26 protein-coding genes and 1 tRNA gene are annotated in these 24,750 nt (G+C 64.8%); 14 read left to right on the top strand and 13 right to left on the bottom strand.

The genetic code is table 11. The features are described from left to right. Window positions 1–30: 30 nt before the first annotated feature. A complete protein-coding gene (locus tag AC1C2O_RS17490) occupies window positions 31–501 on the bottom strand; it encodes a DNA modification methylase (RefSeq protein ID WP_495431849.1) in 471 nt (156 codons plus the stop codon). Between the two features lie 136 nt (window positions 502–637). Between AC1C2O_RS17490 and AC1C2O_RS17495 the strand changes: the two genes are divergently transcribed. The 5 genes from AC1C2O_RS17495 (at window position 638) to AC1C2O_RS17515 (ending at window position 5,639) form a co-directional block, all read left to right on the top strand. Further along, a complete protein-coding gene (locus AC1C2O_RS17495; RefSeq protein ID WP_495431850.1) occupies window positions 638–1,120 on the top strand; it encodes a CarD family transcriptional regulator in 483 nt (160 codons plus the stop codon). 118 nt (window positions 1,121–1,238) lie between these two features. Beyond that, complete coding sequence (gene ispD / locus AC1C2O_RS17500; RefSeq protein WP_495431851.1) at window positions 1,239–2,471, top strand: 2-C-methyl-D-erythritol 4-phosphate cytidylyltransferase; 1,233 nt, start codon at window positions 1,239–1,241, stop codon at window positions 2,469–2,471. 54 nt (window positions 2,472–2,525) lie between these two features. Next, window positions 2,526–3,929, top strand: coding sequence for a cysteine--tRNA ligase (gene cysS / locus AC1C2O_RS17505; protein ID WP_495431852.1), 1,404 nt, complete (start codon window positions 2,526–2,528; stop codon window positions 3,927–3,929). Then, entirely contained in the window at window positions 3,922–4,932 is a 1,011-nt protein-coding gene (gene rlmB / locus AC1C2O_RS17510; RefSeq protein ID WP_495431853.1) for a 23S rRNA (guanosine(2251)-2'-O)-methyltransferase RlmB, read from the top strand. The genes cysS and rlmB overlap by 8 nt, the downstream gene beginning before the upstream one ends. A gap of 68 nt (window positions 4,933–5,000) precedes the next feature. Then, window positions 5,001–5,639 carry an NAD(P)-dependent oxidoreductase gene (locus AC1C2O_RS17515; RefSeq protein WP_495431854.1) on the top strand — a complete coding sequence of 213 codons (639 nt, stop codon included), beginning with the start codon at window positions 5,001–5,003 and terminating at the stop codon, window positions 5,637–5,639. Here AC1C2O_RS17515 and AC1C2O_RS17520 read toward each other — a convergent pair whose 3' ends face one another. Together AC1C2O_RS17520 and AC1C2O_RS17525 are read right to left on the bottom strand one after the other, a co-directional pair. After that, window positions 5,640–6,944, bottom strand: coding sequence for a DUF4032 domain-containing protein (locus AC1C2O_RS17520; RefSeq protein WP_495431855.1), 1,305 nt, complete (start codon window positions 6,942–6,944; stop codon window positions 5,640–5,642). Window positions 6,945–7,012: 68 nt separating this feature from the next. Beyond that, window positions 7,013–8,119, bottom strand: a complete 1,107-nt coding sequence (locus AC1C2O_RS17525; protein WP_495431856.1) for an ABC transporter ATP-binding protein — start codon at window positions 8,117–8,119, stop codon at window positions 7,013–7,015. 216 nt (window positions 8,120–8,335) lie between these two features. Between AC1C2O_RS17525 and AC1C2O_RS17530 the strand changes: the two genes are divergently transcribed. Both AC1C2O_RS17530 and AC1C2O_RS17535 read left to right on the top strand, forming a co-directional pair. Beyond that, the gene (locus AC1C2O_RS17530) at window positions 8,336–9,307 is read left to right on the top strand and encodes a DsbA family protein (RefSeq protein WP_495431857.1); all 972 of its coding nucleotides are present in this window, start codon (window positions 8,336–8,338) and stop codon (window positions 9,305–9,307) included. A 105-nt stretch (window positions 9,308–9,412) separates the two neighbouring features. Next, window positions 9,413–9,488: transfer RNA gene (locus AC1C2O_RS17535), tRNA-Thr, on the top strand. A 35-nt stretch (window positions 9,489–9,523) separates the two neighbouring features. Here the strand turns inward: AC1C2O_RS17535 and AC1C2O_RS17540 are convergent. After that, a complete protein-coding gene (locus AC1C2O_RS17540) occupies window positions 9,524–9,823 on the bottom strand; it encodes a hypothetical protein (RefSeq protein WP_495431858.1) in 300 nt (99 codons plus the stop codon). Window positions 9,824–9,889: 66 nt separating this feature from the next. Here AC1C2O_RS17540 and AC1C2O_RS17545 point away from each other — a divergent pair, with 66 nt between their 5' ends. Then, entirely contained in the window at window positions 9,890–10,612 is a 723-nt protein-coding gene (locus AC1C2O_RS17545; RefSeq protein WP_495431859.1) for a tyrosine-protein phosphatase, read from the top strand. A gap of 75 nt (window positions 10,613–10,687) precedes the next feature. Here the strand turns inward: AC1C2O_RS17545 and AC1C2O_RS17550 are convergent, their stop codons facing one another. From AC1C2O_RS17550 to AC1C2O_RS17560, 3 genes are all read right to left on the bottom strand, one after another. Next, window positions 10,688–12,076 carry an FAD-dependent oxidoreductase gene (locus AC1C2O_RS17550; protein ID WP_495431860.1) on the bottom strand — a complete coding sequence of 463 codons (1,389 nt, stop codon included), beginning with the start codon at window positions 12,074–12,076 and terminating at the stop codon, window positions 10,688–10,690. Continuing rightward, on the bottom strand, window positions 12,058–12,195 hold the full coding sequence (locus AC1C2O_RS17555; protein WP_495431861.1) for a hypothetical protein: 138 nt from the start codon (window positions 12,193–12,195) through the stop codon (window positions 12,058–12,060). The genes AC1C2O_RS17550 and AC1C2O_RS17555 overlap by 19 nt, the downstream gene beginning before the upstream one ends. Before the next feature lie 101 nt (window positions 12,196–12,296). Continuing rightward, window positions 12,297–12,953, bottom strand: coding sequence for an SOS response-associated peptidase family protein (locus tag AC1C2O_RS17560; protein WP_495431862.1), 657 nt, complete (start codon window positions 12,951–12,953; stop codon window positions 12,297–12,299). Window positions 12,954–13,059: 106 nt separating this feature from the next. Here AC1C2O_RS17560 and AC1C2O_RS17565 point away from each other — a divergent pair, with 106 nt between their 5' ends. Further along, on the top strand, window positions 13,060–14,046 hold the full coding sequence (locus tag AC1C2O_RS17565) for an aldo/keto reductase (RefSeq protein ID WP_495431863.1): 987 nt from the start codon (window positions 13,060–13,062) through the stop codon (window positions 14,044–14,046). A gap of 112 nt (window positions 14,047–14,158) precedes the next feature. After that, window positions 14,159–15,073, top strand: coding sequence for a DMT family transporter (locus AC1C2O_RS17570; RefSeq protein ID WP_495432170.1), 915 nt, complete (start codon window positions 14,159–14,161; stop codon window positions 15,071–15,073). A 237-nt stretch (window positions 15,074–15,310) separates the two neighbouring features. Here AC1C2O_RS17570 and AC1C2O_RS17575 read toward each other — a convergent pair whose 3' ends face one another. Together AC1C2O_RS17575 and msrB are read right to left on the bottom strand one after the other, a co-directional pair. Further along, window positions 15,311–15,856 (bottom strand): nitroreductase family protein, encoded by a 546-nt coding sequence (locus AC1C2O_RS17575; protein WP_495431864.1) that lies wholly within the window; start codon window positions 15,854–15,856, stop codon window positions 15,311–15,313. Beyond that, entirely contained in the window at window positions 15,853–16,263 is a 411-nt protein-coding gene (msrB, locus tag AC1C2O_RS17580) for a peptide-methionine (R)-S-oxide reductase MsrB (protein ID WP_495431865.1), read from the bottom strand. Before msrB ends, AC1C2O_RS17575 begins: the two co-directional genes overlap by 4 nt. A 74-nt stretch (window positions 16,264–16,337) precedes the next feature. Between msrB and AC1C2O_RS17585 the strand changes: the two genes are divergently transcribed. From AC1C2O_RS17585 to groL, 4 genes are all read left to right on the top strand, one after another. Beyond that, a complete protein-coding gene (locus AC1C2O_RS17585; RefSeq protein ID WP_495431866.1) occupies window positions 16,338–17,330 on the top strand; it encodes a DUF2332 family protein in 993 nt (330 codons plus the stop codon). A gap of 9 nt (window positions 17,331–17,339) precedes the next feature. Then, entirely contained in the window at window positions 17,340–17,597 is a 258-nt protein-coding gene (locus tag AC1C2O_RS17590) for a DUF3263 domain-containing protein (protein ID WP_495431867.1), read from the top strand. Window positions 17,598–17,655: 58 nt separating this feature from the next. Next, a complete protein-coding gene (locus tag AC1C2O_RS17595) occupies window positions 17,656–18,231 on the top strand; it encodes a LytR C-terminal domain-containing protein (RefSeq protein ID WP_495431868.1) in 576 nt (191 codons plus the stop codon). A 111-nt stretch (window positions 18,232–18,342) separates the two neighbouring features. After that, window positions 18,343–19,962 carry a chaperonin GroEL gene (gene groL, locus AC1C2O_RS17600; protein WP_495431869.1) on the top strand — a complete coding sequence of 540 codons (1,620 nt, stop codon included), beginning with the start codon at window positions 18,343–18,345 and terminating at the stop codon, window positions 19,960–19,962. A 77-nt stretch (window positions 19,963–20,039) separates the two neighbouring features. Here groL and AC1C2O_RS17605 read toward each other — a convergent pair whose 3' ends face one another. The 4 genes from AC1C2O_RS17605 to AC1C2O_RS17620 form a co-directional block, all read right to left on the bottom strand. Then, a complete protein-coding gene (locus AC1C2O_RS17605; protein WP_495431870.1) occupies window positions 20,040–20,327 on the bottom strand; it encodes a WXG100 family type VII secretion target in 288 nt (95 codons plus the stop codon). Between the two features lie 126 nt (window positions 20,328–20,453). Beyond that, window positions 20,454–22,163: a sensor histidine kinase gene (locus AC1C2O_RS17610; RefSeq protein ID WP_495431871.1), complete on the bottom strand. Its 1,710-nt coding sequence runs from the start codon at window positions 22,161–22,163 to the stop codon at window positions 20,454–20,456. An 18-nt stretch (window positions 22,164–22,181) separates the two neighbouring features. Further along, window positions 22,182–22,868, bottom strand: coding sequence for a response regulator transcription factor (locus AC1C2O_RS17615; RefSeq protein WP_033106665.1), 687 nt, complete (start codon window positions 22,866–22,868; stop codon window positions 22,182–22,184). A 218-nt stretch (window positions 22,869–23,086) separates the two neighbouring features. After that, on the bottom strand, window positions 23,087–24,730 hold the full coding sequence (locus AC1C2O_RS17620; protein WP_495431872.1) for a DNA repair helicase XPB: 1,644 nt from the start codon (window positions 24,728–24,730) through the stop codon (window positions 23,087–23,089). Window positions 24,731–24,750: the final 20 nt, after the last annotated feature.

A 24,750-nucleotide genomic window follows, 5' to 3' on the forward strand; every position in this document is an offset into this window, starting at 1 on the left:
CTCGTCAGTTGGTGCTGATGAGGATCAGTGTCAGTCCTGTGGAACCAGGTCTGCGTAGTACGAGAGAGCTCCGTCGAGGACGGGCACTTCGGCGCTGGCTCCGGTGGCGTCGCCAGACTGGAAGTACAGCTCGATGGTGGCCCCAGGCATCGTGTTGAGATCTTCGATGCGCAGCGGCTCAGCGTTCGCGCCAAGGCTCAAGGTGTCGCCCGCGCCGACGCGGACAGTGAGAGTTTCGCCGCCCGCGATTTCCACGGTGAGCTTCTCGGCCTTGTCGGTGTCGTTGACGATGGCTGCGACGAGGTTGCCGGTGGAGCCGTCTTCCGTTGCGATAATCATCGCGTTGCGGATCGCGAGAGGCCCGTCCGAGTCGGGGATGTTCACCCCATCAGACGCTGAGTACTGGATGTCGGTCGACTGCGGGGTGATGAAGGTGCATCCCGTCGCGCCGAGCAGAACAAGGGCGCTGACGGCGGCAGACGCTACAAGGCGCGATTTCACGAGTCCTCCTGAAAGGCTTTGGGGTATCCGTACCTATTCTATGGGTATCGGTGATGCTGCTCAGGATCGCTGCGGCGGCGAACCTTAGCGCATCTTGCCTGTGGTATTCTGGAGGTTGCCGAAAGGACACGATTTTATGCTTTTTGAGGTTGGCGAAACCGTCGTCTATCCGCACCATGGAGCCGCGACGATCATCGAGGTCAAAGATCGCGTCATCAAGGGCGAGACGAAGAAATATCTGAAGCTCAATGTCACCCAGGGTGATCTCATCATTGAGGTCCCCGCTGAGAACGTCGATCTAGTCGGCGTTCGTGATGTCATCGGCCAGGAGGGGCTCGACAACGTGTTCGAGGTGCTGCGTGCGCCGTTCACGGAAGAGCCCACGAACTGGTCTCGTCGTTACAAGGCGAACCTTGAGAAGCTCGCCTCCGGCGACGTGATCAAGGTAAGCGAGGTCGTTCGCGACTTGTGGCGTCGCGATCAGGACCGCGGCCTGTCCGCTGGTGAGAAGCGCATGCTCGCAAAGGCTCGTCAGATCCTCATCTCCGAGCTCGCGCTCGCTGAGAAGTGCGACGAGGACAAGGCCGGCGTCATCCTTGACGAGGTCTTGGCTTCCTGAGCCACGAGGACCTAGTCCACGAAAAACGTCGTGCCGCATGAAGAACATGCGTGCACGACGTTTTTCATGTTGCGGGTCGATTCTCGGGCCGTGTGCGGGGCGACGGTAACCTGAGCATGTGACCGTCGTGCCAGAACTCCTGCCTGTGCCCAGTGTGGCGATCATCGTCGTCGCGGCTGGTTCCGGCTCCCGATTGGGGGCGGGAGCACCAAAGGCGTTCGTCGGAATCGACGCGCGTTCCGTGCTTCGACATGCCCTCGACGGCGTGTTTGCGGCCGGTCCAGCCCAAGTCATCGTCGTCGCGCCTGCTGGGCACGAAGGTGATGCAGAGACGGCTCTGCTCGAGGCTGCCGGTAATCGACGAGAGCTCGGCCGTGTCGTTGTCGGCGGCGAGACCAGACAGCAGTCGGTGGCTGCGGGCCTCGGCGCGCTGTGGGGTGACATCACGACAGTGCTCGTGCATGACGCCGCGCGCGCACTGACTCCCTCGTCGCAGATCGATGCCATCGTTGCTGCCGTCACGAACGACGCGGGAGCCATCCCGGCACTGGCGGTCATCGACACCATAAAGAGGGTGGACGCCGGCGACATCGTCGCTGCAGTCGACCGCTCCGAGCTCGCCGCCGCACAGACACCGCAAGGATTTCCGCGCGAACTGTTGGAGGTGTCCTATGCGGCCGCGCTTGCGTCGGGGGCGGAGTACACCGACGATGCCGCACTGTTCGCGGCGGCCGGTTATCAGGTGCGACACATTAAGGGGTCGCCGATGGCATTCAAGATCACGACGCCCGCAGATCTAGAGCGTGCGCGGCAGATTCTCGCCGGACCAGTGGCATCCGCGCCGCTCATTCCTCGCGTGGGATTAGGCACAGACGTGCACGCTTTCGGCGGGGAGGGAAACCTCTGGCTCGCCGGGCTCGAATGGCCGGGGGAGCCGGCGCTGTCCGGACATTCGGATGGCGACGTGGTCGCGCACGCGATTGTCGACGCCCTCTTAGGGGCGGCCGGACTCGGAGACATCGGCCAACACTTCGGAACCGCGCATCCCGAGTATGCCGGAGCACATGGTGAGGTGTTCCTCGCTCGCACGCGTGAGATTCTCGCTGAGGCCGGCTTCGCGATCGGCAACGTCTCTGTGCAGTTCCAAGGCAATCGTCCACGCTTCAGTGCGCGACGGGCAGAGGCCGAAGCGGTGCTGTCAGCGGCGCTTGGTGGCATCCCGGTCTCCGCATCGGCGACGACGACAGACGGGCTCGGCTTCGCTGGACGCAGTGAAGGCATCGCTGCGACCGCCGTCGCCCTCGTCTTGCCCGTAGCGAGCCCGCCGCGCTCGGCATCCTCACAACGCTGAGTTCAGCAAGGTCACGCTCAGGGGATGCGGGAGCGGGCCGAGTAAGCTATAGCAGTGACTCTCCGCCTCCATGACACTCGCGCACAGCAGCTGCGTGACTTCGTGCCTCTCGACCCCGAGAACGTCACGATGTATGTGTGTGGTCCGACGGTGCAGTCAGGACCGCACATCGGGCATGTCCGCGCGGCGCTGAGCTTCGACATTCTTCGTCGCTGGCTCGCGCATCGCTACGGGCGCGTGACCTTCGTACGCAACGTCACCGACATCGATGACAAGGTGCTCGCGAACGCGTCCGACTCGGAGCCCTGGTGGGCGCTCGCCTACCGGATCGAGCAGGAGTTCACCGCGGCATATGCCGGCATCGGCATCCTGTCGCCCACGTATGAGCCTCGAGCGACAGCATCCATTCCGCAGATGCAGGAACTCATCTCGACGCTCATCGAGCGGGGGCATGCGTACCCTGCACCCGACGGATCGGGTGACGTCTACTTCGACGTCCATTCTTGGGCAGAATATGGTGCGCTCACGCACCAGTCTGTCGATGCGATGGAGGCGGCAGAGGATGCCGACCCTCGCGGCAAGCGGAATCCCCAGGACTTCGCCCTCTGGAAGGGTGCCAAGTCAGGCGAGCCGGCTGACGCCACCTGGGAATCGCCGTGGGGCGCTGGCCGCCCCGGCTGGCACATCGAGTGCTCGGCCATGGCAAAGCGGTATCTCGGTGCGGAATTCGACATCCACGGGGGCGGCCTCGATCTGCGCTTCCCGCATCACGAGAACGAACTCGCGCAGTCGGCTGCGGCCGGCGACGCTTTCGCCCGGTACTGGATGCACAACGGCCTCGTCACCGTCGACGGCCAGAAGATGTCGAAGTCGCTCGGAAACTTCACTCTCGCCGCAGGTGTGCTCGCCGATCACGATCCGCTCGTGATCCGCTACGCGCTCGCCGCTGCGCACTACCGCTCAAGCCTTGACCTGTCGGCGTCGTCCTATGCAGAGGCTGAAGCCGCTCTCGGACGCATTGACACATTCTGGCAGCGGGTGCTGCGCGCAGCGGATGCTGATCCTGCTGTTCTCGTGCCCTCAGAGCTTCCGGATGCGTTCGTTGCCGCGATGGACGATGATCTCGGTGTGCCGCAGGCTCTGGCCGCCGTGCACGAGGCGGTTCGAGCGGGAAACTCGGCATTGGATGCTGGCGACACAGATACCGCGATTCAGGCGGCTCGTGCGCTCGCCGCGATGCTCGACGTGCTCGGGCTGGACGGCGCGGTCACGGCCGTCGCAGGAGGAGCCGAGGCATCCGCTCTCGACGCTCTCGTGCAGACGATGATCACGCAACGCGCTCAGGCGCGGGCCGACAAGGACTGGGCAACGGCTGACCGCATCCGCGACGCGATCGCGGCGGCAGGCATTGCTTTGGAAGACACAGCAGACGGAACTCATTGGAGTATTGATGGCTAAGCCACCGCGCCCCGGCGCACACAACGGTAAGAAGAAGGGCCCGCTCAAGGGCACAGGCGGACTCGGACGCAAGTCTCTCGAAGGTCGTGGCCCCACGCCCAAGGCAGAGGACCGCGCCTGGCACGTTGCAGGCAAGCGCAAGGCCGCGAACGAGCGTTACGCCGCGGCAGGCGGCAAGGGCCGTCCACCCGGCGCACGCTCGAGCAGCGGCGGCGGGAGCAACCCGAACCGCGCGCCGAAGTCGAAGGCCGGAGACGACACCGAGAACGTCACCGGTCGTAACTCGGTGCTTGAGGCACTTCGGGCGAAGATCCCCGCGACCGCGTTCTACATCGCGCAGCGCGTCGAGATGGACGACCGTGTCAAGGAGATGCTCTCGATCGCGACGGGTCGCGGCATCCCCGTGATGGAAGTCACTCGTCAGGAACTTGACCGCATGGCCGGCTTCGACGGCGTTCACCAGGGCGTCGCGCTCAAGGTGCCGCCGTACGAGTACGCGCACCCGCAGGACCTGCTGGAGCAGGTCATCGGCCGCGGCGAGCTGCCCCTGTTCGTGGCGCTCGACGGCATCACCGACCCGCGCAACCTCGGTGCGATCATCCGCTCGACTGCTGCCTTCGGCGGCCACGGCATCATCCTGCCGCAGCGTCGCTCTGCGGGTGTGAACTCGGCGGCCTGGAAGACCAGTGCGGGTGCCGCAGCACGCATCCCGGTGGCGATGGCGACGAACCTCACCACGCAGCTGAAGGAATTCAAGAAGCAGGGCGTATTCGTGATCGGCCTTGATGGCGGCGGCGATGTTTCACTGCCCGAGCTTCAGCTGGCAGACCGTCCCGTGGTCATCGTCGTGGGCTCTGAGGGCAAGGGGCTCTCGCGCCTTGTCACCGAGAACTGCGACCAGATCATCTCGATTCCGATCTCGGCGGCGACAGAGTCGCTGAACGCCGGCATCGCCGCATCCGTCGCGCTGTACCAGGTGTCGACGGTGCGGGCACAGCTCTGACCACGGCACAATCCGGTCACTGCGGACGCTGGCGCTGAGAGACCACACTGCTGTTCAGAAGGAGAACCATGTCCCGTATCGCTGTCATCGGAGGGACCGGCTATGCCGGTTCGAACATCGTCGCTGAGGCGGTGTCGCGCGGTCATTCGGTGATTTCCGTTTCCCGCTCGATAGCTGCTGAGCGGGTAGCGGGTGCGATGTACATCGAGGGTACGATCCTCGATGTGCCGACCCTGCTTGCGCAGATCGACGAGGTCGATGTCGTGATCCAGGCGCTGTCACCGCGTGGGGACATGGTGGGCAAGGTGCGTCCGGCGACCGCCGAGCTGTTCGCCGCTCTGCCGAAGACGGTACGACTGGGCGTTGTCGGGGGAGCGGGTGGCAGTCTTGTCGCTCCCGGTGGCGCCCGTCTTATCGACTCGGGATTCCCCGAGGAGTACAAGGCCGAGGCGCTCGAGGCCATCGGCGTGTTGGAAGACCTGCAGAAGACCTCCAGCGACAAGGACTGGTTCTTCGTGCACCCCGCCGGCGGGTTCGGCGTCTGGGCACCGGGGGAACGCACCGGGAAGTACCGCGATGGCGGTCTATTGCTGGTCACCGACGAAAAGGGCGACTCGTTCATCTCCGGTCGCGACCTCGGCGTCGCGTTCGTCGACGAGATCGAGAACCCGAAGCACAGCCGCGAGAACTTCGCCGTCGGGTACTGATCAGACCAGGTCACGCCAGTCGACGGCCTCGTCCTCGGCAGAGATCGGCATGGCGCCGGTCATCACCGGCAGAGACATCGTCTCGGTGGGCGGTCCCATGATCGTCGCTTCATCGCGGCGATGGCGCAGCACTTCGTTGATGTACGACGTCAAGACTTCGGCGAGCGGAACCGAGCGCCCTCCGGCCTGGGAGAGATACCAGCGGTGCTCCAGCACCTGGTGGAAGACTTCCGCTGGCTCCAGCTTTGCCCGCAGGTCGTACGGGATCGCCCGCACGACGGGTTCGAAGACTCGGGTGAGCCATTCGTGGGCGTACATCTCTTCGTCCGCCCAGTCCTTCTTCGAGCGTGCCCGGAACTCGTCGAGATCGTTCAGCAGGCGGCGGGCCTGATTCTCCTCGACGTCGAGACCGGTGAGGCGGATGAGGCGCCGCTGATGGTGCCCGGCATCCACCACCTTCGGCTGAATTTCGACGACCGTGCCGTCAGCGGTGGTTGACATCGACATCTCGTCGATGTCGAAACCGAGCGCGTTGAGGCGTTCGACGCGTTCAGTGATGCGCCATGTCTCGTTCGCCGAGAATGATTCTTCGGCCGTGAGCGCGGCCCATAGCGAGTGATACGACGACACGATTCCGTCGGCGATCGCAACAGCATCCACGCCGTGCTCGAGTCGTCCACCGGCGGCGAGGTCCATGATCTCGCCGGCGATGTTCGTGCGTGCGAGGTCGAGGTCGTAGAGGCGCTGCCCCTCGGTGAGGCCCTCTTCGTGTAGCTCACCGGTCTCGGCATCCACCAGGTAGGCGGCGAACGCGCCGGCATCGCGACGAAAGAGCGTGTTCGACAGCGAGACGTCGCCCCAATAGAAGCCGACGTTGTGTAGGCGAACGAGCAAGAGCGCGAGCGCATCGACGAGCCTGGTGGCGGTGTCGGGGCGCAGCACACGGGTGAATAGTGCGCGGTAGGGCATGGAGAAGCGCAGGTGCGCGGTGACGAGGACTGCGGGCAGTGGCGTGCCCGCGGCATCCGTTCTTCCTGCGATCACCGCGACGCGATCAACGCACGGTACGTCTAAGCGGGTCAGGTTTCCGAGCATGTCGTACTCGCGCTGGGCCATCTCCGCGGTCGTCTCCTTGACAGCGACGACGCGGCCTGCGAGATCAGCGAAGCGCACCAGATGTCGGGAGAGGCCCTTAGGGAGCGAGACGATGCGCTCGGATGGCCACTTCGCGAGCGGAGTCGACCACGGCAGTGTCAACAGCTCGGGATTGACCTTGCTGGCAGTGATCCGAAGTGCGTCCTGCATAACTCTCCCCGGGGAAACGACGCGGCGCGGGCGACCCGAAGGTCAGCCCGCGCCGCGTGTGATGGAACCTACGAAGCCGAGACGACCGGCTTGTCGTTCAGGCGCAGGCCAGACTCGATGTCAAACGCGTGGACGTGTCCAGCGCTCGCAGCGAGCGTGACCGTGTCGCCAGCGATCGGGTGGCTGCGGCCATCGACGCGTGCGACGAGGTCGGCGCGCTTGCCGTTGATTTCGGTGTGGCCGTAGAGGTAGCCGTCAGCGCCGAGCTCCTCGACGAGGTCGACCGTGACCGAGAGGCCCTTGCCGTCGGCGGGACCGACGACGATGTCCTCGGGGCGCACGCCGACCGTGACCTGGCTGCCGTTGGCGCGGCCGACGGTGTCGCGGTCGAGCGGGACGACCTCGGTACCGAACCGAACGCCACCCTCGGCGAGGTCCGCCGAGAAGAGGTTCATGGCAGGCGAGCCGATGAATCCGGCGACGAACACGTTCTCCGGCTTCTCGTACAGGTCGCGGGGCGTGCCGACCTGCTGCAGGAGGCCATCCTTGAGGACGGCGATGCGGTCACCCATGGTGAGAGCCTCGGTCTGGTCGTGCGTGACGTAGACCGTGGTGACACCCAGGCGACGCTGCAGCGACGCGATCTGCGTACGCGTCTGCACACGGAGCTTCGCGTCAAGGTTCGACAGCGGCTCGTCCATGAGGAACACCTGCGGCTGACGGACGATGGCGCGACCCATGGCAACACGCTGACGCTGACCACCGGAGAGGGCCTTCGGCTTGCGGGTCAGGTACTCCTCGAGGTCGAGGAGCTTTGCGGCCTCAAGCACGCGGGCGGCACGATCTTCCTTGCCGATTCCAGCGATCTTGAGCGCGAAGCCCATGTTCTCGGCGACGGTCATGTGCGGGTACAGCGCGTAGTTCTGGAAGACCATCGCGATGTCACGGTCCTTCGGGGGCACGTCGGTGACGTCGCGGTCGCCGATGAGGATGCGTCCGTCGTTGACCTCTTCAAGGCCAGCGAGCATGCGCAGCGACGTGGACTTGCCACAGCCAGAGGGGCCGACCAGGACGAGGAACTCGCCGTCTGCAACCTCAAGGTTCAGCTTGTCAACTGCCGGGCGGGTGCCGCCGGGGTAGAGACGCGTCGCGTCATCGAAAGTGACAGATGCCATTGTTTTCTCCTTCACCGGCAGGTACGTGCCGGACGATCCGTTGTGATGGATGCGGTGGATTTGACTCCACCGTGGCCCGCCATCGGGCCGTGTTCAGTATGGCACGGATGGGCGCACCTGGTTGTTTCCCAGCCTGACTGGTTAACATCGAAGGCGGTGCTGCTCAGCGAAGCGGACTCCGGGGAGCCCGTCCCCACAAGACTTTCAAGAGGAACGATGTCGAGCGACAAAACGCCGAACGTCCCCACCCCTCGCAATTCCCGTGAGGTGGTTCGGGAGAAGGCCCAGCAGGTGCACGCCCAGCAGTCGAGGGTTCGCGTCATGCGAAGGATCATCATTGGGGTGGTCGCCATTGTTGCGGTCGGTGCTATTGGCACCGCTGTGACCATGGCCGTCACTTCGACGATCTCACAGCCGACCATGAGCCCGAGCGGCATGTCGAGCGATGGCATCATCGTGTCTGACGTCCCAGAGGCGAGCAGCGAGAGCGTGCCTGAAACGCCAGCGCCTGAAGCGCTCGAAGAAGCCGCAGAGCCGGCTCCCTCCGTGTCGGCGGCCGCTGTTGACGTGCATATCTATGTCGACTACCTCTCACCTGGGGCCGGAGAGTTCGAGCGTGCCAACGCCCGCCAGCTCGCCGGTTGGATCGACGAGGATGCCGTCACTGTGACCTACCACCCGGTCTCGATGCTCACGGCGAGCTCGAACGGTACGAAGTACTCGCTGCGTTCCGCGGCTGCTGCTGCGTGCGTAGCCACGCACTCACCTGAGCAGTTCTACGCGTTCAACCATGAACTGCTCATCAATCAGCCGGAGGTAGACAGCAACGGCTCGACAGATGTTGAGCTTGCCGACCTCGCAGTTGCCGTCGGTGTCGATGACCCCAAGGTCGTTCGCAGCTGTATCGAGGGTGCCGACTTCGTCTCGTGGGCGAAGGATGCAACGTCGCGCGCGCTGGCAGGGCCGCTGGCCGGATCCGACGATCTTGTACTCACGAGCGCACCCATGGTCGTTGTCAACGGCGAGGCGTATGTCGGTTCGCTAAAGGATCCTGCGGAGTTCTCACAGTTCGTGCTCACCGTTGCCAGCGACACCGATGCAACGCCGTCTCCGGCGCCGGCCGAGACACCTGCTGCTACGGAAGCGCCCGCCGAGCCTGAGGCACCTGCCGAGACACCGGCCGGATAGTCCCGGGGCTGTCCACCGATTGGTCTGTGCCTCGACGCTGTCCGTTCAGAGTTGACAGCGCGGTGCCTTAGAATTTGTGTTGCGACATCTTTACGGAAGCCGCATGCCGACTTAGCTCAGCTGGTAGAGCACCTGTCTTGTAAACAGGATGTCGCGGGTTCGAACCCCGCAGTCGGCTCCATTTCTCACCGAGAATCGCCCAGTCGGCGGTTTCAGTTACTGCGCGCTGTTTGGCTTCCGCCCTCGGCGCGGGCGATCGTGCCACGCCTCGATCGCCTCTGGTGTCAGATCGTCGCGATCCCACAGGTAGCCGGATACATTCCCGATCGGGTCGATGAACGCATCGCTCGCGGAGGAGGCTTCACCGGAATCGCGTCGGCGCATCGTCTGGCGCAATGACACCGGTGTGACGCCCAGCAGCGCAGCCACCTCGTCGATCGTCGCGTAGCGCTCGGCGAAGCGCGGCTCGGTCGTGCCATCGCGGAGCGCGCGCGGGCGGGACTTTTCGTCGGACATGGTTTCCTCCCTGGCGTGACGCCCCACGATATCCGACCTGGACGCGGCCGCAGCTAGCATGGCGACATGGACGACTCCGTCACCCGTCTCGACGTGCCAGGCACGCACAACTTTCGCGAGGTCGCCCCCGGTGTGCTGCGACCCGGTCGCCTGTACCGATCGGATGCCCTGCACCGGCTCACCCGCGCGGGGCGCGAGCGACTCAAGGAACTCGGCATCAGCCAGGTCATTGATCTGCGTTCGGCAATCGATCGACGCATCGGCGGACGCGACAGGCTGCGTGGCACCGGTGCGTCCTATCTCGCTGTTCCGATCGATGGCGCACCGCGCAAAGTCGATCCGACCACGCTCACACTTCGTGACGTCTATGAGGTGGTGCTCACTCGACATCAACAGGATCTCGGACGGGTCATCCGTGCTGTCGCATCCGCCGAAGGCCCGGTCGTCGTGCACTGCACCGCGGGCAAAGACCGCACCGGCCTGGTGTCGGCGCTCATCCTCATCGCGCTCGACATCGACCGCGATGTCATCGTGGCCGACTATGCAGCCACCGCGGCAAACTTGTCAGGCGTGTGGACAGAGCGGATGCTACGCAAAGTGCGACGGTTCCGCGTGCCGATCACGGACAACCTCGTCAAGGTGCTTGCGGGATCACCGCCCGAATTACTCAACGAGACGTTCGACTGGCTCGACAGCGAGCACGGTGGAGCGTTGGCCTATCTGGAGCAAGCGGGCGTCGATGCGGCCGTGCGGGATCAGCTCCGCCAGAAACTGCTGCCGCCGCGCTGATCGTCAGAAAAGTCGATCCGCCTCACCCTTGTCGTTTCCCCGCGGCGTCACTGTGACGCGTTCACCGACGGATGTTCATGCAGGGATCACGACTCGGGTGTGGGTTCGGGTCCATGCCTGGGTCGCGACTTGGACGGCGTCCCACGGGGAGCCGAGCGGGGGTGTGTAGGAGAGGTCAAGGTCGGAGACCTGCGCGATGGTGAGGCCAGCGTGCAGAGCGGTGGCGTATGTGTCGACGCGTTTCGCGGTCTCCGTGCCGAGCCGGCCGACCAGCTGGGCGCCCAGCAGGTGCCCGCTCGCGGTGTCGCCGGTGATCCGGATGGTGATGGGCTGCGCGCCCGGGTAGTAGCGTTTGTGGTCGTCCGCGACGGACTGGACCGTCAGCGGGGAGAGGCCAGCGACTGCGGCGTCCTGGTCGCGGAGGCCAGTGCGGGCGGCCACAAGGTTGAAGACTTTCACGACCTGGGTGCCGACGGAGCCCGCAAACCGGGCGGTCCCGCCGAGCGCGTTTTCCCCGGCGATCCGGCCCTGCTTGTGCGAGGTGGTCCCCAGTGGCAGGTAGGTGGCACCCAGGAGCCGGTGGTGGGTGATGACGCCGTCGCCGGCGGCGAACACGTGCGGCAGGCCGGTGCGCATCTGCTGGTCGACGACGACTGCGCGCCCGGCGCCCAGGGTCGCGCCCGCCTGCTCGAGGAGTGTCGTGTTGGGGCGGACGCCAACGACGGCGAGGACGAGGTCCGCGGTGTGCATGACGGACTGCCCGTCACGGGTGCCGGTGACGACGAGGCCGGCCGGGGTTTTCTCGATCGCGGCGACGAGGGTGTCGGTGTGGACGGTGATGCCGTGCTCCTCGAGCTCCGTGCGGACGAGGCCGCCGAGTTCGGGGTCGAGGGTGGAGAGGACCTCAGGTCCGCGCTGCAACTGCGTGACATGCATGCCGCGGGCTACGAATGCTTCGGCCATCTCGAGGCCGACGTAGCCGGCACCGATGATGATCGCCGAGGTCGGGTTCCGTTCGGTCAGGTGCCGGTCGAGTGCGAACGTGTCGCCCATCGAGTGGATGACATGGACGCCGTCTTCGGGTCCCAGCCGGCCCAGGCCTGAGATCCCGGCGTGAGACGGGAGCGCTCCGGTCCCGACGACGAGCTCGTCATAGGCGATCGTCGACTCAGCTCCGGACTGGTCGCGGACGGTGAGCCTCTGCCCGGCGATGTCGATGCCCGTGGCAAGCGTGTTCAGCCGTAGCTTCATGCCGGTCGCTTCCAGGTCTGCGTGGGTGCGATGCGCGAGGGACTTCCAGGGAGCGACCTCGCCAGTGAAGTAGTAGGGGATCCCGCAGATCGAGTAGTTCGGGTAGGCGTCAGCGACGACCACCGTCACCTCGACATCCGGGTCGATCTCCCGCGCACGCAGGGCGGCGGAGATGCCTGCGTCACTGCCGCCGATCACAGCGATATGGGACATGCGGGAATCTCCTTCGTGAGGCGCGCTGCTGCGATCCCGGACCTGACCACAACGGTCAACAGCACACCGGTGCCGAGGAACTCAGCGATGTCGCGGCGCAGCAGGGTTGCGTAGTTCATGGGCTACTCATTTTGATGAGCTGACCATAGCTCGGTCAACATTGAGGCAATGAACGGTGAGCGAATTTTGTCGGCCAGCTTGCCCCTAGGCTTCTCTCCGTCTAGAAGAGTTGGGCGGAATCCTTTGGCGGGATTTCGCCATCTGCGGGGGCGGCTCGGATCCTCTCATTGAACGGCGAAGCCGCAGCGATCGCCGCGTCGATCAGGTCACCTCCGGGACTCGACGTTTCGAGCCACTCCTCCGCGAAGCCCGGGTTGATCAGCAGCGGCATCCGCTCGTGGATGTGCTCCAGGTGTGGCGCGGCGGGTTGCATCACGATGCTGTAGCAGGTGTAGTCCGTCCCGTCGGCGGCGCGACCAGGTCGGGTCACCGCGGCAAGCCCGAGCAGGGTGTTCTCCGGAGCGGTGAAGTGATGCCAGACGCGCGATGGCTTGGCCATCTCGCGCCAGTATGAGACCGGGACAATCGCGCGATCCGGGAGCGAGCCCTTGCTGCCCGAGAGTCGTTCGGATCGAGTGTTGATCGACGCGAAGCTCGCCGGTGCGCCGCTCACTAAGTACCCCCACCAGGCGAGCTCCAGGCTCGAAACACCAGTGACAATAGGGTTCAGGTTCCGCAGATTCTTGCCCGTCGGGCGGAGAATTTCACCGTCGTTGCGCGCCGCCCAAGACCGAAGCCCCTCGAGCACGGCGGAATCGACGACCTCCTGATACTCGCGATCGTCAAACCGAGGGTCCAGCCCGTAGCTTGCGCACATGCGGCAAGAGTAGCCCCGCTCACCGACATTCAGTGTCAGAACGGTGGCTTCTGTTTGGGTAGTGTGTGCGGCCCTCGCTCCCTGACGTTGTGTGAGGATGGCTCGCATGGACTACACGTATCTCGGTCGTACCGGGACCTCTGTTTCGCGAATCGTTCTGGGAACGATGAACTTCGGCGATCGCACCTCGGAAGAGGACGCGTTCGCAATCATGGATCGTGCCCTTGAGCTGGGCGTGAACTTCATCGATACGGCAAACGGATATGGGGGTTCCGCCGGGCGTGGAGCAACGGAGGAGATCATCGGTCGTTGGTTCGCCGCCCGCCCAGGTGTCCGCGACAACATCGTGCTGGCGACGAAGGTGCATTCGCCGATGGCTGATCCCGGCCCCGACGGTGATGCCGTCAACGCCCGTGGCGCATCCGCATGGCAGGTCCGCCGTGAGGCGACCGCGTCGCTGCGGAGGCTGCAGACCGATCGGATCGACCTGTACCAGTTCCACCACATCGACCGCCACATCTCCTGGCAGGAACTGTGGCAAGCCATGGAGGTTCTTGTAGCTCGGGGTGAAGTGGTCTACACGGGAAGCTCGAACTTCGCGGCATGGAACATCGCCCAGGCCAACGAGATCGCGCAGCAGCGACACTTCCTCGGTCTGGTGAGCGAGCAGTCGCTCTACAACCTGACCCAGCGATCGATCGAGCTCGAGGTCATTCCCGCTGCCCAGAATTATGGTCTCGGTATCCTGCCCTGGTCGCCACTGGCCGGTGGCCTGCTCAGCGGAGTGTCATCTGACGCCAAGGCGCGGTCCAACGCTGACCGAGTCAAGAGCGCCCGCGACGATCGTCGCTCGCAGGTCGATGCCTACGAGAGCTTCGCGCAGGAGCGCGGCTGGACTCCGTCTGCGCTGGGTCTCGCATGGCTGCTGCACCAGCCGGGCGTCACCGGGCCGATCATCGGGCCGCGCACGGTCGCTCAACTGGAATCGGCAGTGTCGGCGCTGGATATTCGACTCAGCACAGACGATCTCCAGAAGCTCGACGTGATCTTCCCCGGTCCCGGTGGGCAGGCGCCGGAGGCGTACGCCTGGTAGCCACACGACTGCCGGCGCGAATCGCTAAATCGCGGACATCCGGTGGTCAGGGGAACGACCTCTGCTCGGGTAGTGTGCACGAGTGACTGAGACCCGTACGTTGTCCGCGCCTTTGGCGCTGGGCGGCGCCGTCGCAATCGGAGTGATGACTGCGATCCAAGCGCGGATCAACGGCGTGCTCGGGGTCCGCATCGACGACGGCATCGTCGCTGGTCTCATCTCATTCAGCGTCGGACTTGTCGTCCTCATCGTCGTCACGATCCTGCTGCCCTCAACGCGCGCCGGGGCCGGTCGGCTGTGGCGCGGCATCCGCTCGCGCACCATCCCGCCATGGATGCTCCTCGGCGGCGCCTGCGGTGCGCTCACAGTCTCGACGCAGGGCGTGACGGCGGGTGTGCTCGGCGTCTCGCTCTTCACCGTCGGCGTTGTGGCCGGTCAGACCCTGCACGGCCTCGTGCTCGACCGCATCGGATTCGGACCGGCCGGCGTCGTCGCGGTCACACCGGGGCGCGTGCTCGGTGGTGTCTTCGCGCTCGGTGCGGTCGGCATCTCGCTCGGTGGGGACGTACTCGCCACGACTCCGCTGTGGCTGCTCCTGCTACCTTTTGCCGCCGGCATCGGCATCGCGTGGCAGGCAGCAACGAACGGACGCCTTGCCCGACGGGTGCAGTCTCCGATGACGGCGACGCTGATGAGCTTTATCGCGGGAACACTGGTGCTGTGCGTCGCGGCGGGCGTCAGCGTCGCTGTGCGTGGGATGCCGCAGACGCTGCCCCTCGAACCGTGGCTGTACGTCGGGGGATTCCTCGGATTCGTGTACATCCTGCTGGGAGCAGCGATCGTCGCCCACACCGGTGTGCTGCTGCTCGGACTCGGCTCCGTGCTCGGACAGCTCGTCACCTCTGTCGTGATCGACCTGCTGTGGCCGGCAGCAGCGGGCCCCGCAATGTGGCAGTTGATCGCGATGATCATTGTGGCCGTGGCATCCGTTGTCGTTGCCATGCCCTGGCGGCGCCGAACTCGCTGAGAATCGCCGGGGATTGTCCCGCGCCTCGCAGGGGTAGCGCGGGGTGGGGTGGCGCACATTGCCGCCTGAGTGCGCAGGATGCGACCATGTGTGACCCCTACCCGACCGGGGTGCAGCGGGGTCGCGGGGGAGGTGGCGCACTTTGCCGCCTAGGTGCGCAGGATGCGACCATGTGCGACCCCTGCCGGGGAGGCAGGCGGGCCGGTGGCCGGGCACGATGCCGCGCGCCTTCCGCGACTACCTCTTCTTCGAGGGCATCCGGGTCAGTAGCTCGCGGGCATTTACGCTCTTGCGTCGCCCAGGCCTCTTACGCTCCGGCTTGCCGCCGACGTAAAGCCACCCCAGCAGTTCCTCGTTCTTCTTCAGCCCATGCGCCTTCGCGACGGCCTTCGAGCGCGTGTAGCCGCCGGTGCGCCAGAACACGCCCCAGCCGGCCTCATCCAAGAGCAGACTGAGTGTGTGTGCAACGCCGGAGGCGACAGCCTCCTGCTCCCACCGCGGCACCTTTTCGCTCTTGCGGTAGCTGGCCACCACCGCGATCAGCAGCGAGGCACGCAGTGGCTTTGACGACGGGTTCTTGTCACCCTCCGCCTTCGCGATGGCCTTCCCGAGCGCCAACCGATCGTCGCCACGCAACTCGATGAGCCGCCACGGTCGCATTGAGGAATGGTCTGCAACGCGACCTGCCGCGGCCACCAGCGGCAACAGCTCGTCGCTGGTCGGCGCGTCTTCGGTGACCTTCGACCAGGATTGCCGTGCGAGGGCCGCGTCGAGCGCGCTCACGCCTCGGGTGCCTCGGGCGTGAAGTTCAGCGCCAGCGAGTTCATGCAGTACCGGTCGCCGGTGGGCGTGCCGAAACCATCAGGGAACACATGGCCGAGGTGTGAACCGCAGTTTGCACAACGCACCTCCGTGCGCTTCATGCCGAGCGTGGTGTCCTCGATGAGCTGCACTGCCTCCGGGCGAATCGACTCGTAGAAGCTCGGCCATCCGCATCCGGAATCGAACTTGGTGCCGCTCTTGAACAGCTCCGTTCCGCAGGCGCCACATGTGTAGAGGCCGCCGCGCGTCTCATCGAGCAGTTCGCCTGTCCAGGCACGTTCGGTCGAGGCTTCGCGCAGTACCGCGAACTCTTCGTCGCCGAGTTCTTCGCGCCATTCGGCATCCGTCTTCTTCACGCTGTAGTCCATCAGACCTCCTGTGTCTCTTCTATTGTCCACCGCGCCGAGGCATGGAAGGTCAAACATCGGGTGAGAATGGGTGGATGACGGATGCTGTGCGCGAACGCTACGACCGTTTCGCGCGTGAGGAAGCGCCAGGCCGCTCCGGGATGTACGAGGGATGGGCTGCGGGAGTCGCCGCTGATGCCGACGTGCAGGCGGTGCTCGCCCGCATCCCTGATACACATCGGCAGCCCCCGCTGGTGTTCGCAGTGACGCGGATGCTGGGCGCACCGCTGGCGGGTTTCGAGACGTGGCGGGCGTTTCTTCTCGCTCACGCGGACGAGATCGTCGCGGAATGCTCTGCGCGCCGGGTGCAGACAAACGAGCCACTGCGCCTCGCGCCCCTGCTGCCGGTGCTCTCCGAGATCGACGGGCCGATCGCGCTGCTCGAGATCGGCGCGTCCGGAGGCCTCTGCCTCTACCCAGATCGCTACTCCTATCGCTTCGTTGGCGCCGACGGCAGACTGCGTGCGGCTCTCGATCCGGATGACGGACCCTCTGAAGTCGTGCTCACCAGCGAGGTGCGTGGGGAGATCCCGCCGCTGCGGATGCCTCAGATCGTCTGGCGTGCAGGTATCGACCTTGATCCGCTCGATGCCAGCGACCCGCGAGATCGTGCCTGGCTGCAGGGACTCGTCTGGCCGGGGGAGACAGGTCGGGAGGCGCGGATCACGGCCGCGCTCGACATCGTTGCGGCAGATCCTCCCACGATGGTGCCCGGTGACGCCGGGGAGCAGGTGGTGGCGCTCGCTGCATCCGCTCCACCTGACGCGACGCTCGTGATCACAACGCCCGGCGTTCTCGCTCATATTCCCTGGGCGCCGCGGCAGTCGCTGATCACGCAACTGCAGCACCTGCCAGCGCGCTGGATCACCATCGACGCGCCGAAACTTCATGACGCCTGGCATCCGCCGGTGGATGCCAGCACCTGGCCGGGATTCGTCGTCGCAGTCGACGGGGAAGTGCGTGCGGCCGCCGACCCATTGGGGCGCTGGTGGGAGTGGCGCGCTGGTTCGCCGGGGAATCGCCCTTAGCCTGGACGCATGCTCGGAGACCTCACGGATCGCGACCGCGCGATCCTCGCGCTGGAAGCCGCATGGCCGCGGCACGGCGGCGCGAAGGAAGAGGCGATCCGCACGAAGCTCGGCATGAGTCCTGCGCGCTACTACCAACTGCTCGGACGGCTGATCGACACAGAGCAGGCGCTCGATCATGACCCTCTGCTGGTGCGACGATTGCGTCGGCTGCGCGAGAGTAGAACGGATAAGCGCGTGGCGCGAATGCGTGGATTCGCGGGCTGAGCGACGCCGACTGCGCACTATGTGTGGATTCCAAGGCCCCGCCAGATAACATCGACGAGTGCCTCAGCCCGTCAAAGATCGCTTCGATGATGTTCCCCGTTCCTCTGGACGCGTAGGAGCGCATCGAGCCGAAGCCCCTGGAATGAACGGCTGGGTCGTGCTGCTGTGGTCTTTTGTTGCCGCACTCGTGATCGTCGTCGTCGGCATCTTCGTCGCGTTGATGCTGATGGGACGCATCACTCTGTTCCCCGGAGTCGGCTCGACCGCGGAGCCGGCACCCGAAAACACCGGGGTCGTCGACACGACCTATTCGGTACTGGTGCTCAACGCCACGCCGGAGGAGGGTCTGGACGTGCAGGTACGCGAGACGCTCATCAACAACGGCTGGGCCCCTGAATCAGTGAGCTACGGTGACGCGGGAACACAGGATTTCGCCGACACCACCGTGTACTACCTGGCCGAGGCCGACCAGTTGGCGGCTATCGGGCTTGCTGATCTGATCGGCGGAGCGCAGGTCGCGCAGAGCGATGCCTATGCTGACCCGAATAACCCCGAGCAGAAGCAACTGGTCGTCGCCATTGGCCTTGACCGCATGACCGTCGCGCCTGAGCCTGTGGAGCCTCCCGCAGAATAGACGCCTCTCGTGGCTTGCACTCGATGGGGTCGAGTGCCAGAATGGGCGTTAGCACTCTCGTACTGTGAGTGCTAACCAGAACGTCTACGTCCAGGAGGGACGACAAAACTCATGGCAAAGATCATCGCTTTCGATGAGGAGGCCCGTCGCGGTCTCGAGCGCGGCCTCAACATCCTCGCCGACGCTGTCAAGGTGACCCTCGGCCCGCGCGGCCGCAACGTCGTGCTTGAGAAGAAGTGGGGCGCTCCCACGATCACTAACGACGGTGTGTCGATCGCCAAGGAGATCGAGCTGGACGACCCGTACGAGAAGATCGGTGCGGAGCTCGTCAAGGAGGTCGCCAAGAAGACCGACGACGTCGCAGGTGATGGAACCACCACCGCGACCGTCCTCGCTCAGGCACTCGTCCGTGAAGGCCTGCGCAACGTCGCAGCCGGCGCCGACCCGATCTCGCTCAAGCGCGGCATCGAGAAGGCCGTTGCAGCGATCACCGCTGAGCTGCTTGCCAGCGCTAAGGAGATCGACTCCAAGGAGCAGATTGCCGCCACGGCATCCATCTCCGCCGCCGACACCGAGATCGGCGAGCTCATCGCCGAGGCGATCGACAAGGTCGGCAAGGAAGGCGTCGTCACCGTCGAGGAGTCGCAGACCTTCGGTACCGAGCTTGAGCTCACCGAGGGCATGCGCTTCGACAAGGGCTACCTGAACCCGTACTTCGTGACGGATGCAGACCGCCAGGAGGCCGTGTTCGAGGAGCCTTACATCCTCATCGTGAACTCGAAGATCTCGAACATCAAGGATCTTCTCCCGGTCGTCGACAAGGTGATCCAGGACGGCAAGGAACTCGTCATCATCGCCGAGGACGTCGAGGGCGAAGCTCTTGCGACTCTGGTGCTGAACAAGATCCGCGGCATCTTCAAGTCGGCTGCCGTCAAGGCTCCCGGCTTCGGCGACCGTCGCAAGGCTCAGCTGCAGGACATCGCGATCCTCACGGGTGCTCAGGTCATCAGCGAAGAGGTCGGTCTCAAGCTCGAGAACACGACCCTCGACCTGCTGGGCCGTGCGCGCAAGGTCATCATCACCAAGGACGAGACCACCATCGTCGAGGGTGCTGGCGAGACCGAGCAGATCGAGGGTCGCGTGACCCAGATCCGCCGCGAGATCGAGAACACCGACAGCGACTACGACCGTGAGAAGCTCCAGGAGCGTCTCGCCAAGCTCGCTGGTGGCGTCGCGGTCATCAAGGCAGGAGCTGCAACCGAGGTCGAGCTCAAGGAGCGCAAGCACCGCATCGAGGACGCCGTTCGCAACGCGAAGGCAGCCGTCGAAGAGGGCATCGTCCCCGGTGGTGGCGTCGCGCTCATCCAGGCCGGTACGAAGGCTCTCGATGCTCTCGAGCTCACGGGTGACGAGGCAACGGGTGCGAACATCGTTCGCGTCGCCATCTCCGCTCCGCTCAAGCAGATCGCGCTCAACGCCGGTCTCGAGCCCGGTGTTGTCGCTCACAAGGTCTCCGAGCTTCCCAGCGGTCACGGCCTCAACGCCGCAACCGGTGAGTACGTGGAGATGTTCGCCGCTGGCATCATCGACCCCGCCAAGGTGACGCGCTCGGCGCTGCAGAACGCAGCCTCGATCGCCGGCCTCTTCCTCACCACTGAGGTTGTTGTCGCCGACAAGCCTGAGCGGGCCGCAGCTCCGGCTGGCGACCCCACGGGTGGCATGGACTTCTAAGTCCACACGCTTAGACAGAAACGCCCCGGCCTCGGCCGGGGCGTTTCTGCATTTCGCCGGTGTCGGGCCAACCGGGGTCAGCGGAACAGGCTCGCCGAATACTGATCAGCGTCGGAGTACTGCGTCGCCGCAGACCCCAGCGCAACGCCGATCGAATCCAGCACCTGCTCGACATGCATCTGGGCGGCACTCCACTGATCGCTGCAGCCCTGGAACGCCACGGATGCGGCGCCTGTCCATGAGGACTGCAACTGGGTGAGCTGTGATTTCAGTGCAAGCGACTCGCTGCGCAGCCGTTCCATCGTGGCTCTCGCGGCACCGTTGGCTGCAAAGACTGCCTCGGTGTCGACGGTATATACGGACATGGGAACTCCTCTCGTCGGAGCTCATACGTTACGAGAACGCCGATCTGCGCGTGACGGGAGAAGCCACGTTCCGTGGATGCCGGACAGCCTCACAAATGCGTGCAGAACGAGTCAGCTGTGCGTCTCTCAGAGGTTCTCAAGGTCCAGTCGCTCCAGCGGCTGGGTGTCTTCCAGCAGGTGCGCGGGAGTCGCCTGAGCCGGTGCGAGCGGGAAGGTCACGGTGAATGTGGCGCCTCCGTTCGGCGTCTCGTCGACGCGCACGCTGCCGTGCAGCGCAGACACGATCGAAGAAACGATAGCGAGGCCGAGGCCGGAACCGCCGGTCTCTCGGGCCCTGGACGTGTCAGCGCGCCAGAAGCGCTCGAAGATCTGCTCGCGGATCTGCGGCGGGATGCCTTCACCATGATCGACGATCGAGATGCTGCCGGTGCCGGCTGCTCGATCCGTATCGACGACGAGTTCGATCGGGCTGTCCTCCGCAGAGAATCGACGCGCGTTGCCCAGCAGGTTCGCCACCACCTGGCGCACCTTGTTCTCTTCGCCGAGGATGATCGGCGGAGTGCGCACCGGAGTGTCTTCCGCTTCGGTGAAGTCGATCTCTGGCATCGCCGGCCCGGTGTTGCGAGGCTTGCGGCGCAGCCGGGCGAGCGCACCCGCGCGTGCTCGGGTGGTGGGTGTGCTGCTTGTCTCCGGCAGCGGCGGGTGCGTCCGCACCGAAGCGGTGGGCACAGCATCCACGGTCTTATCGACGACGGTGATCGTTCGCCGCGGGGCAGTGGCACGTAGATCGAGCGCGGCGTCACGGGCGATCGGCCGCAGATCAAGTGGCACGATCTGCAGTTCAGGCTCTTCATCAAGCCGCGCGAGAGCGAGCAGATCCTCGACGAGCACCCCCATCCGGATCGCTTCCTTCTCGATGCGCTCCATCGCCCTGGCGGTGTCCTCTTCGCCGCGAATCGCCCCCATCCGGTAAAGCTCCGCATAACCGCGCACGCTCACCAGCGGAGTGCGCAGCTCGTGGCTGGCATCGCCGATAAAGCGACGCATATGCCGCACTGTCCGGTCACGCTGCGCGATTGACTCATCGATGCGTTCAAGCATCGTGTTGATCGCGAGATTTAGCCTGCCCACCTCGGTGCTGGGCTCAATGTCGGTGAGTCGTTGGCTGAAGTCGCCGGAGGCGATCAGCATTGCAGTGGATTCGACCTGCCCGAGGCGACGGAACGTGAGGGTGACGAGGCCGCGGATGAGGAGCGCCGCGACCAGCGTCGTGACAAGGGCGACCGTCGTATAGACGGCGAAGTACTGGCCGATGATGCGGTCTGCCTCTTCCAGGGGCAAAGCCACATACTGCACATACAGGGTGGCGGCTGGGCCACTGCGACCGGCGACGGACGCAGTGAATGCTTTGCCGTCTGCACTCTCCAGGGCGAGAATCTTGTCTTCCTGGGCGTGCGCCTGCTCCAGAGTGAACGTCTCTGGGAACATTGGCGGTTGCGCATCCGGTGTGCCTCCCGCCTGTGCGAGGAAGGTGCCATCGGCGGCATAGATCGCGAAGAAGTACTCGGCTGAACGTGGAGCAGTTTCCGACTCGATGAACGTCAGGTTGCCGTCGGTCGCCTGAATGTCGAACCAGCGGTTGGCGAGGTCGCTTGTGACCAGTGACGGCAGTTGCGCGCTGATGTTGTTGACGAGGGAATTGCGCAGCAATGGCACCGTCCCGATGCCGGCGACGAGGAGGCCGAGCGCGAGGACTGCAACGGTGACACCGGTGACCTTCGCGCGAAGGCTGATGCGCCGCCACCAGCCGGTGACGGCGTCAGGCTGAGGCCCCATGCGGCTTCCCTTCGTGGGCTACTTGCCCACCTTCAGCATGTAGCCGAAACCGCGCTTGGTCTGGATGACGGATTCTTCGGTGTGCGGATCGATCTTGCGGCGCAGATACGAGATGTAGCTCTCGACGATGCCTGCATCGCCGTTGAAATCGTACTCCCACACGTGGTCGAGGATCTGCGCCTTCGACAGCACACGGTTGGGATTGAGCATCAGGTAGCGCAGCAGCTTGAATTCGGTTGGGCTGAGCTCAATTGGCTCCTTGCCTACGAACACGTCATGTGTGTCCTGATCCATCGACAGCTCACCGGCACGAATGATCGACTCTTCATCGGCCTGCATCGTGCGGCGGAGGATCGCCTGGGCGCGAGCGACGATCTCATCGAGGGCAAACGGCTTGGTGACGTAGTCGTCACCGCCAGCGTTCAGACCCTCGATCTTGTCCTGCGTGTCATCCTTCGCCGTGAGGAAGAGGATCGGGGCTGTGAAGCCCGCGCCACGCAGACGCTTGGTCACGCTGAACCCGTTCATGTCGGGGAGCATGACGTCGAGGATGATGAGGTCTGGTTCTTCCTCGAGGACAGCCGAGATCGTGGCTGCACCGTTTGCGACCGTCTTCACCTGAAATCCGGCGAAGCTCAGGCCTGTGGAGAGTAGGTCACGGATGTTCGGCTCGTCATCGACGACCAGGATGCGCGCATCAGTCATCTCCCCATTATGGTGACTTCAGCGATGCGAAGGCTGACTATCTTTCGGAGAGCCCGAATTCTCGGAGTAGCCTGACGGCATGAACGACGACGAAGTGGGCGGAGATTCCGCCTGCTGGCTCGCCCAGGTGTGCCCTGAGTGCGGCGCAATGCTGGCCGATCGCGTCAGCCCGTGCTGGCGCTGTGGCGCCAGCCCTGCTGACGATTCAGAGTGACCGGTTACGCCGCTTCCAGCGCGTCGGCGTCAAGGATGGTGTAGCTGTAGCCCTGCTCAGCGAGGAAACGCTGGCGATTCTGCGCATAATCCTGGTCGACCGTGTCGCGAGCGATAAGCGTGTAGAAGCTCGCAGTGTGACCGGACTCCTTCGGGCGCAGCAGACGCCCCAGACGCTGGGCCTCTTCCTGACGGGAACCGAATGACCCTGATACCTGGATCGCGACGGATGCCTCTGGTAGATCGATCGAGAAGTTCGCGACCTTCGATACGACGAGCAGCTCGATCTCACCCTCGCGGAACTGGTTGTACAACTTCTCACGATCGTCGATCGGTGTGGCGCCGGTGATCTGCGGTGCGTTCAGCGCGTCGGAGAGTGTGTCGAGCTGGTCGAGATACTGGCCGATCACGAGGATGCGTTCACCGGGGTGCTTTGCAATCAACTCGCGTACGACGTCGATCTTGACTGGTGACGATGCCGCGAGCCGATAGCGGTCCTCATCCGTCGCAGCGGCGTACTCCATCCGGTCATCCGGCGGCAGATCCACGCGAACCTCGTAGCAGGCCGCGGGGGAGATGAACCCCTGCGCCTCGATCTGCTTCCACGGGGCATCGAAGCGCTTGGGGCCGATGAGGCTGAACACATCGCCTTCGCGACCGTCTTCGCGCACGAGAGTGGCCGTCAAGCCGATGCGACGGCGGGCCTGCAGATCAGCGGTCAGCTTGAACACCGGTGCCGGCAGCAGGTGCACCTCGTCATAGATGATGAGGCCCCAGTCCATCTGATCGAGCAGCGACAGGTGGGCATACTCGCCCTTCCGCTTCGCCGTGAGGATCTGGTAAGTCGCGATCGTGACTGGCTTGACCTCCTTGACCTGTCCGGAGTATTCGCCGATCTCCTCGGCGGTGAGCGATGTGCGCTTGAGCAGCTCATCGCGCCATTGCCGCGCCGAGACCGTGTTCGTCACGAGGATCAGCGTTGTCGTTTTCGTTGCAGCCATAGCGCCTGCTCCGACGATCGTCTTTCCTGCGCCACAGGGGAGCACCACAACACCTGAGCCGTCCTTGGAGAAGGCGTTGACAGCATCCTGCTGGTAGGGCCGGATGTGCCAGCCGTCCTCGGCCAGATCGATCTCGTGCGGAGTTCCAGGGGTATACCCGGCGAGGTCCTCGGCAGGCCAGCCGATCTTCAGCAGTTCCTGCTTGATCTGGCCACGCGCCCACGCATCGACGACATAGGTGTCCGGGGAGGGATGCCCGACCAGCAGCGGCTGGATGCGCTTGTTGTTCGCGACCTGGGTGAGCACGGCCGGCTCGCTCGAGCGGAGTATCAGAGTGCCCTCGTCGTCGCGCTCGATCACCAGTCGTCCGTAGCGGTTCACCGTCTCACGGAGATCGACGGACACCGACGGCGGCACCGGGAAACGTGACCAGCGGTCAAGCGTCTCCAACATGTCTTCGGCGGTGTGGCCGGCGGCGCGCGCATTCCACAGTCCGAGACGGGTGATCCGGTAGGTGTGGATGTGCTCGGGGGCGCGCTCCAGCTCGGCGAAGATCGCCAGCTCGTGGCGGGCGCTCTCGGCATCCGCGTGTGCGACTTCGAGCAGGACGGTGCGGTCGCTCTGGACAATCAGTGGGCCATCAGACATAGCAGGCTAGTCTACCGCGC

This window comes from Microbacterium sp. Y355, assembly GCF_059445345.1.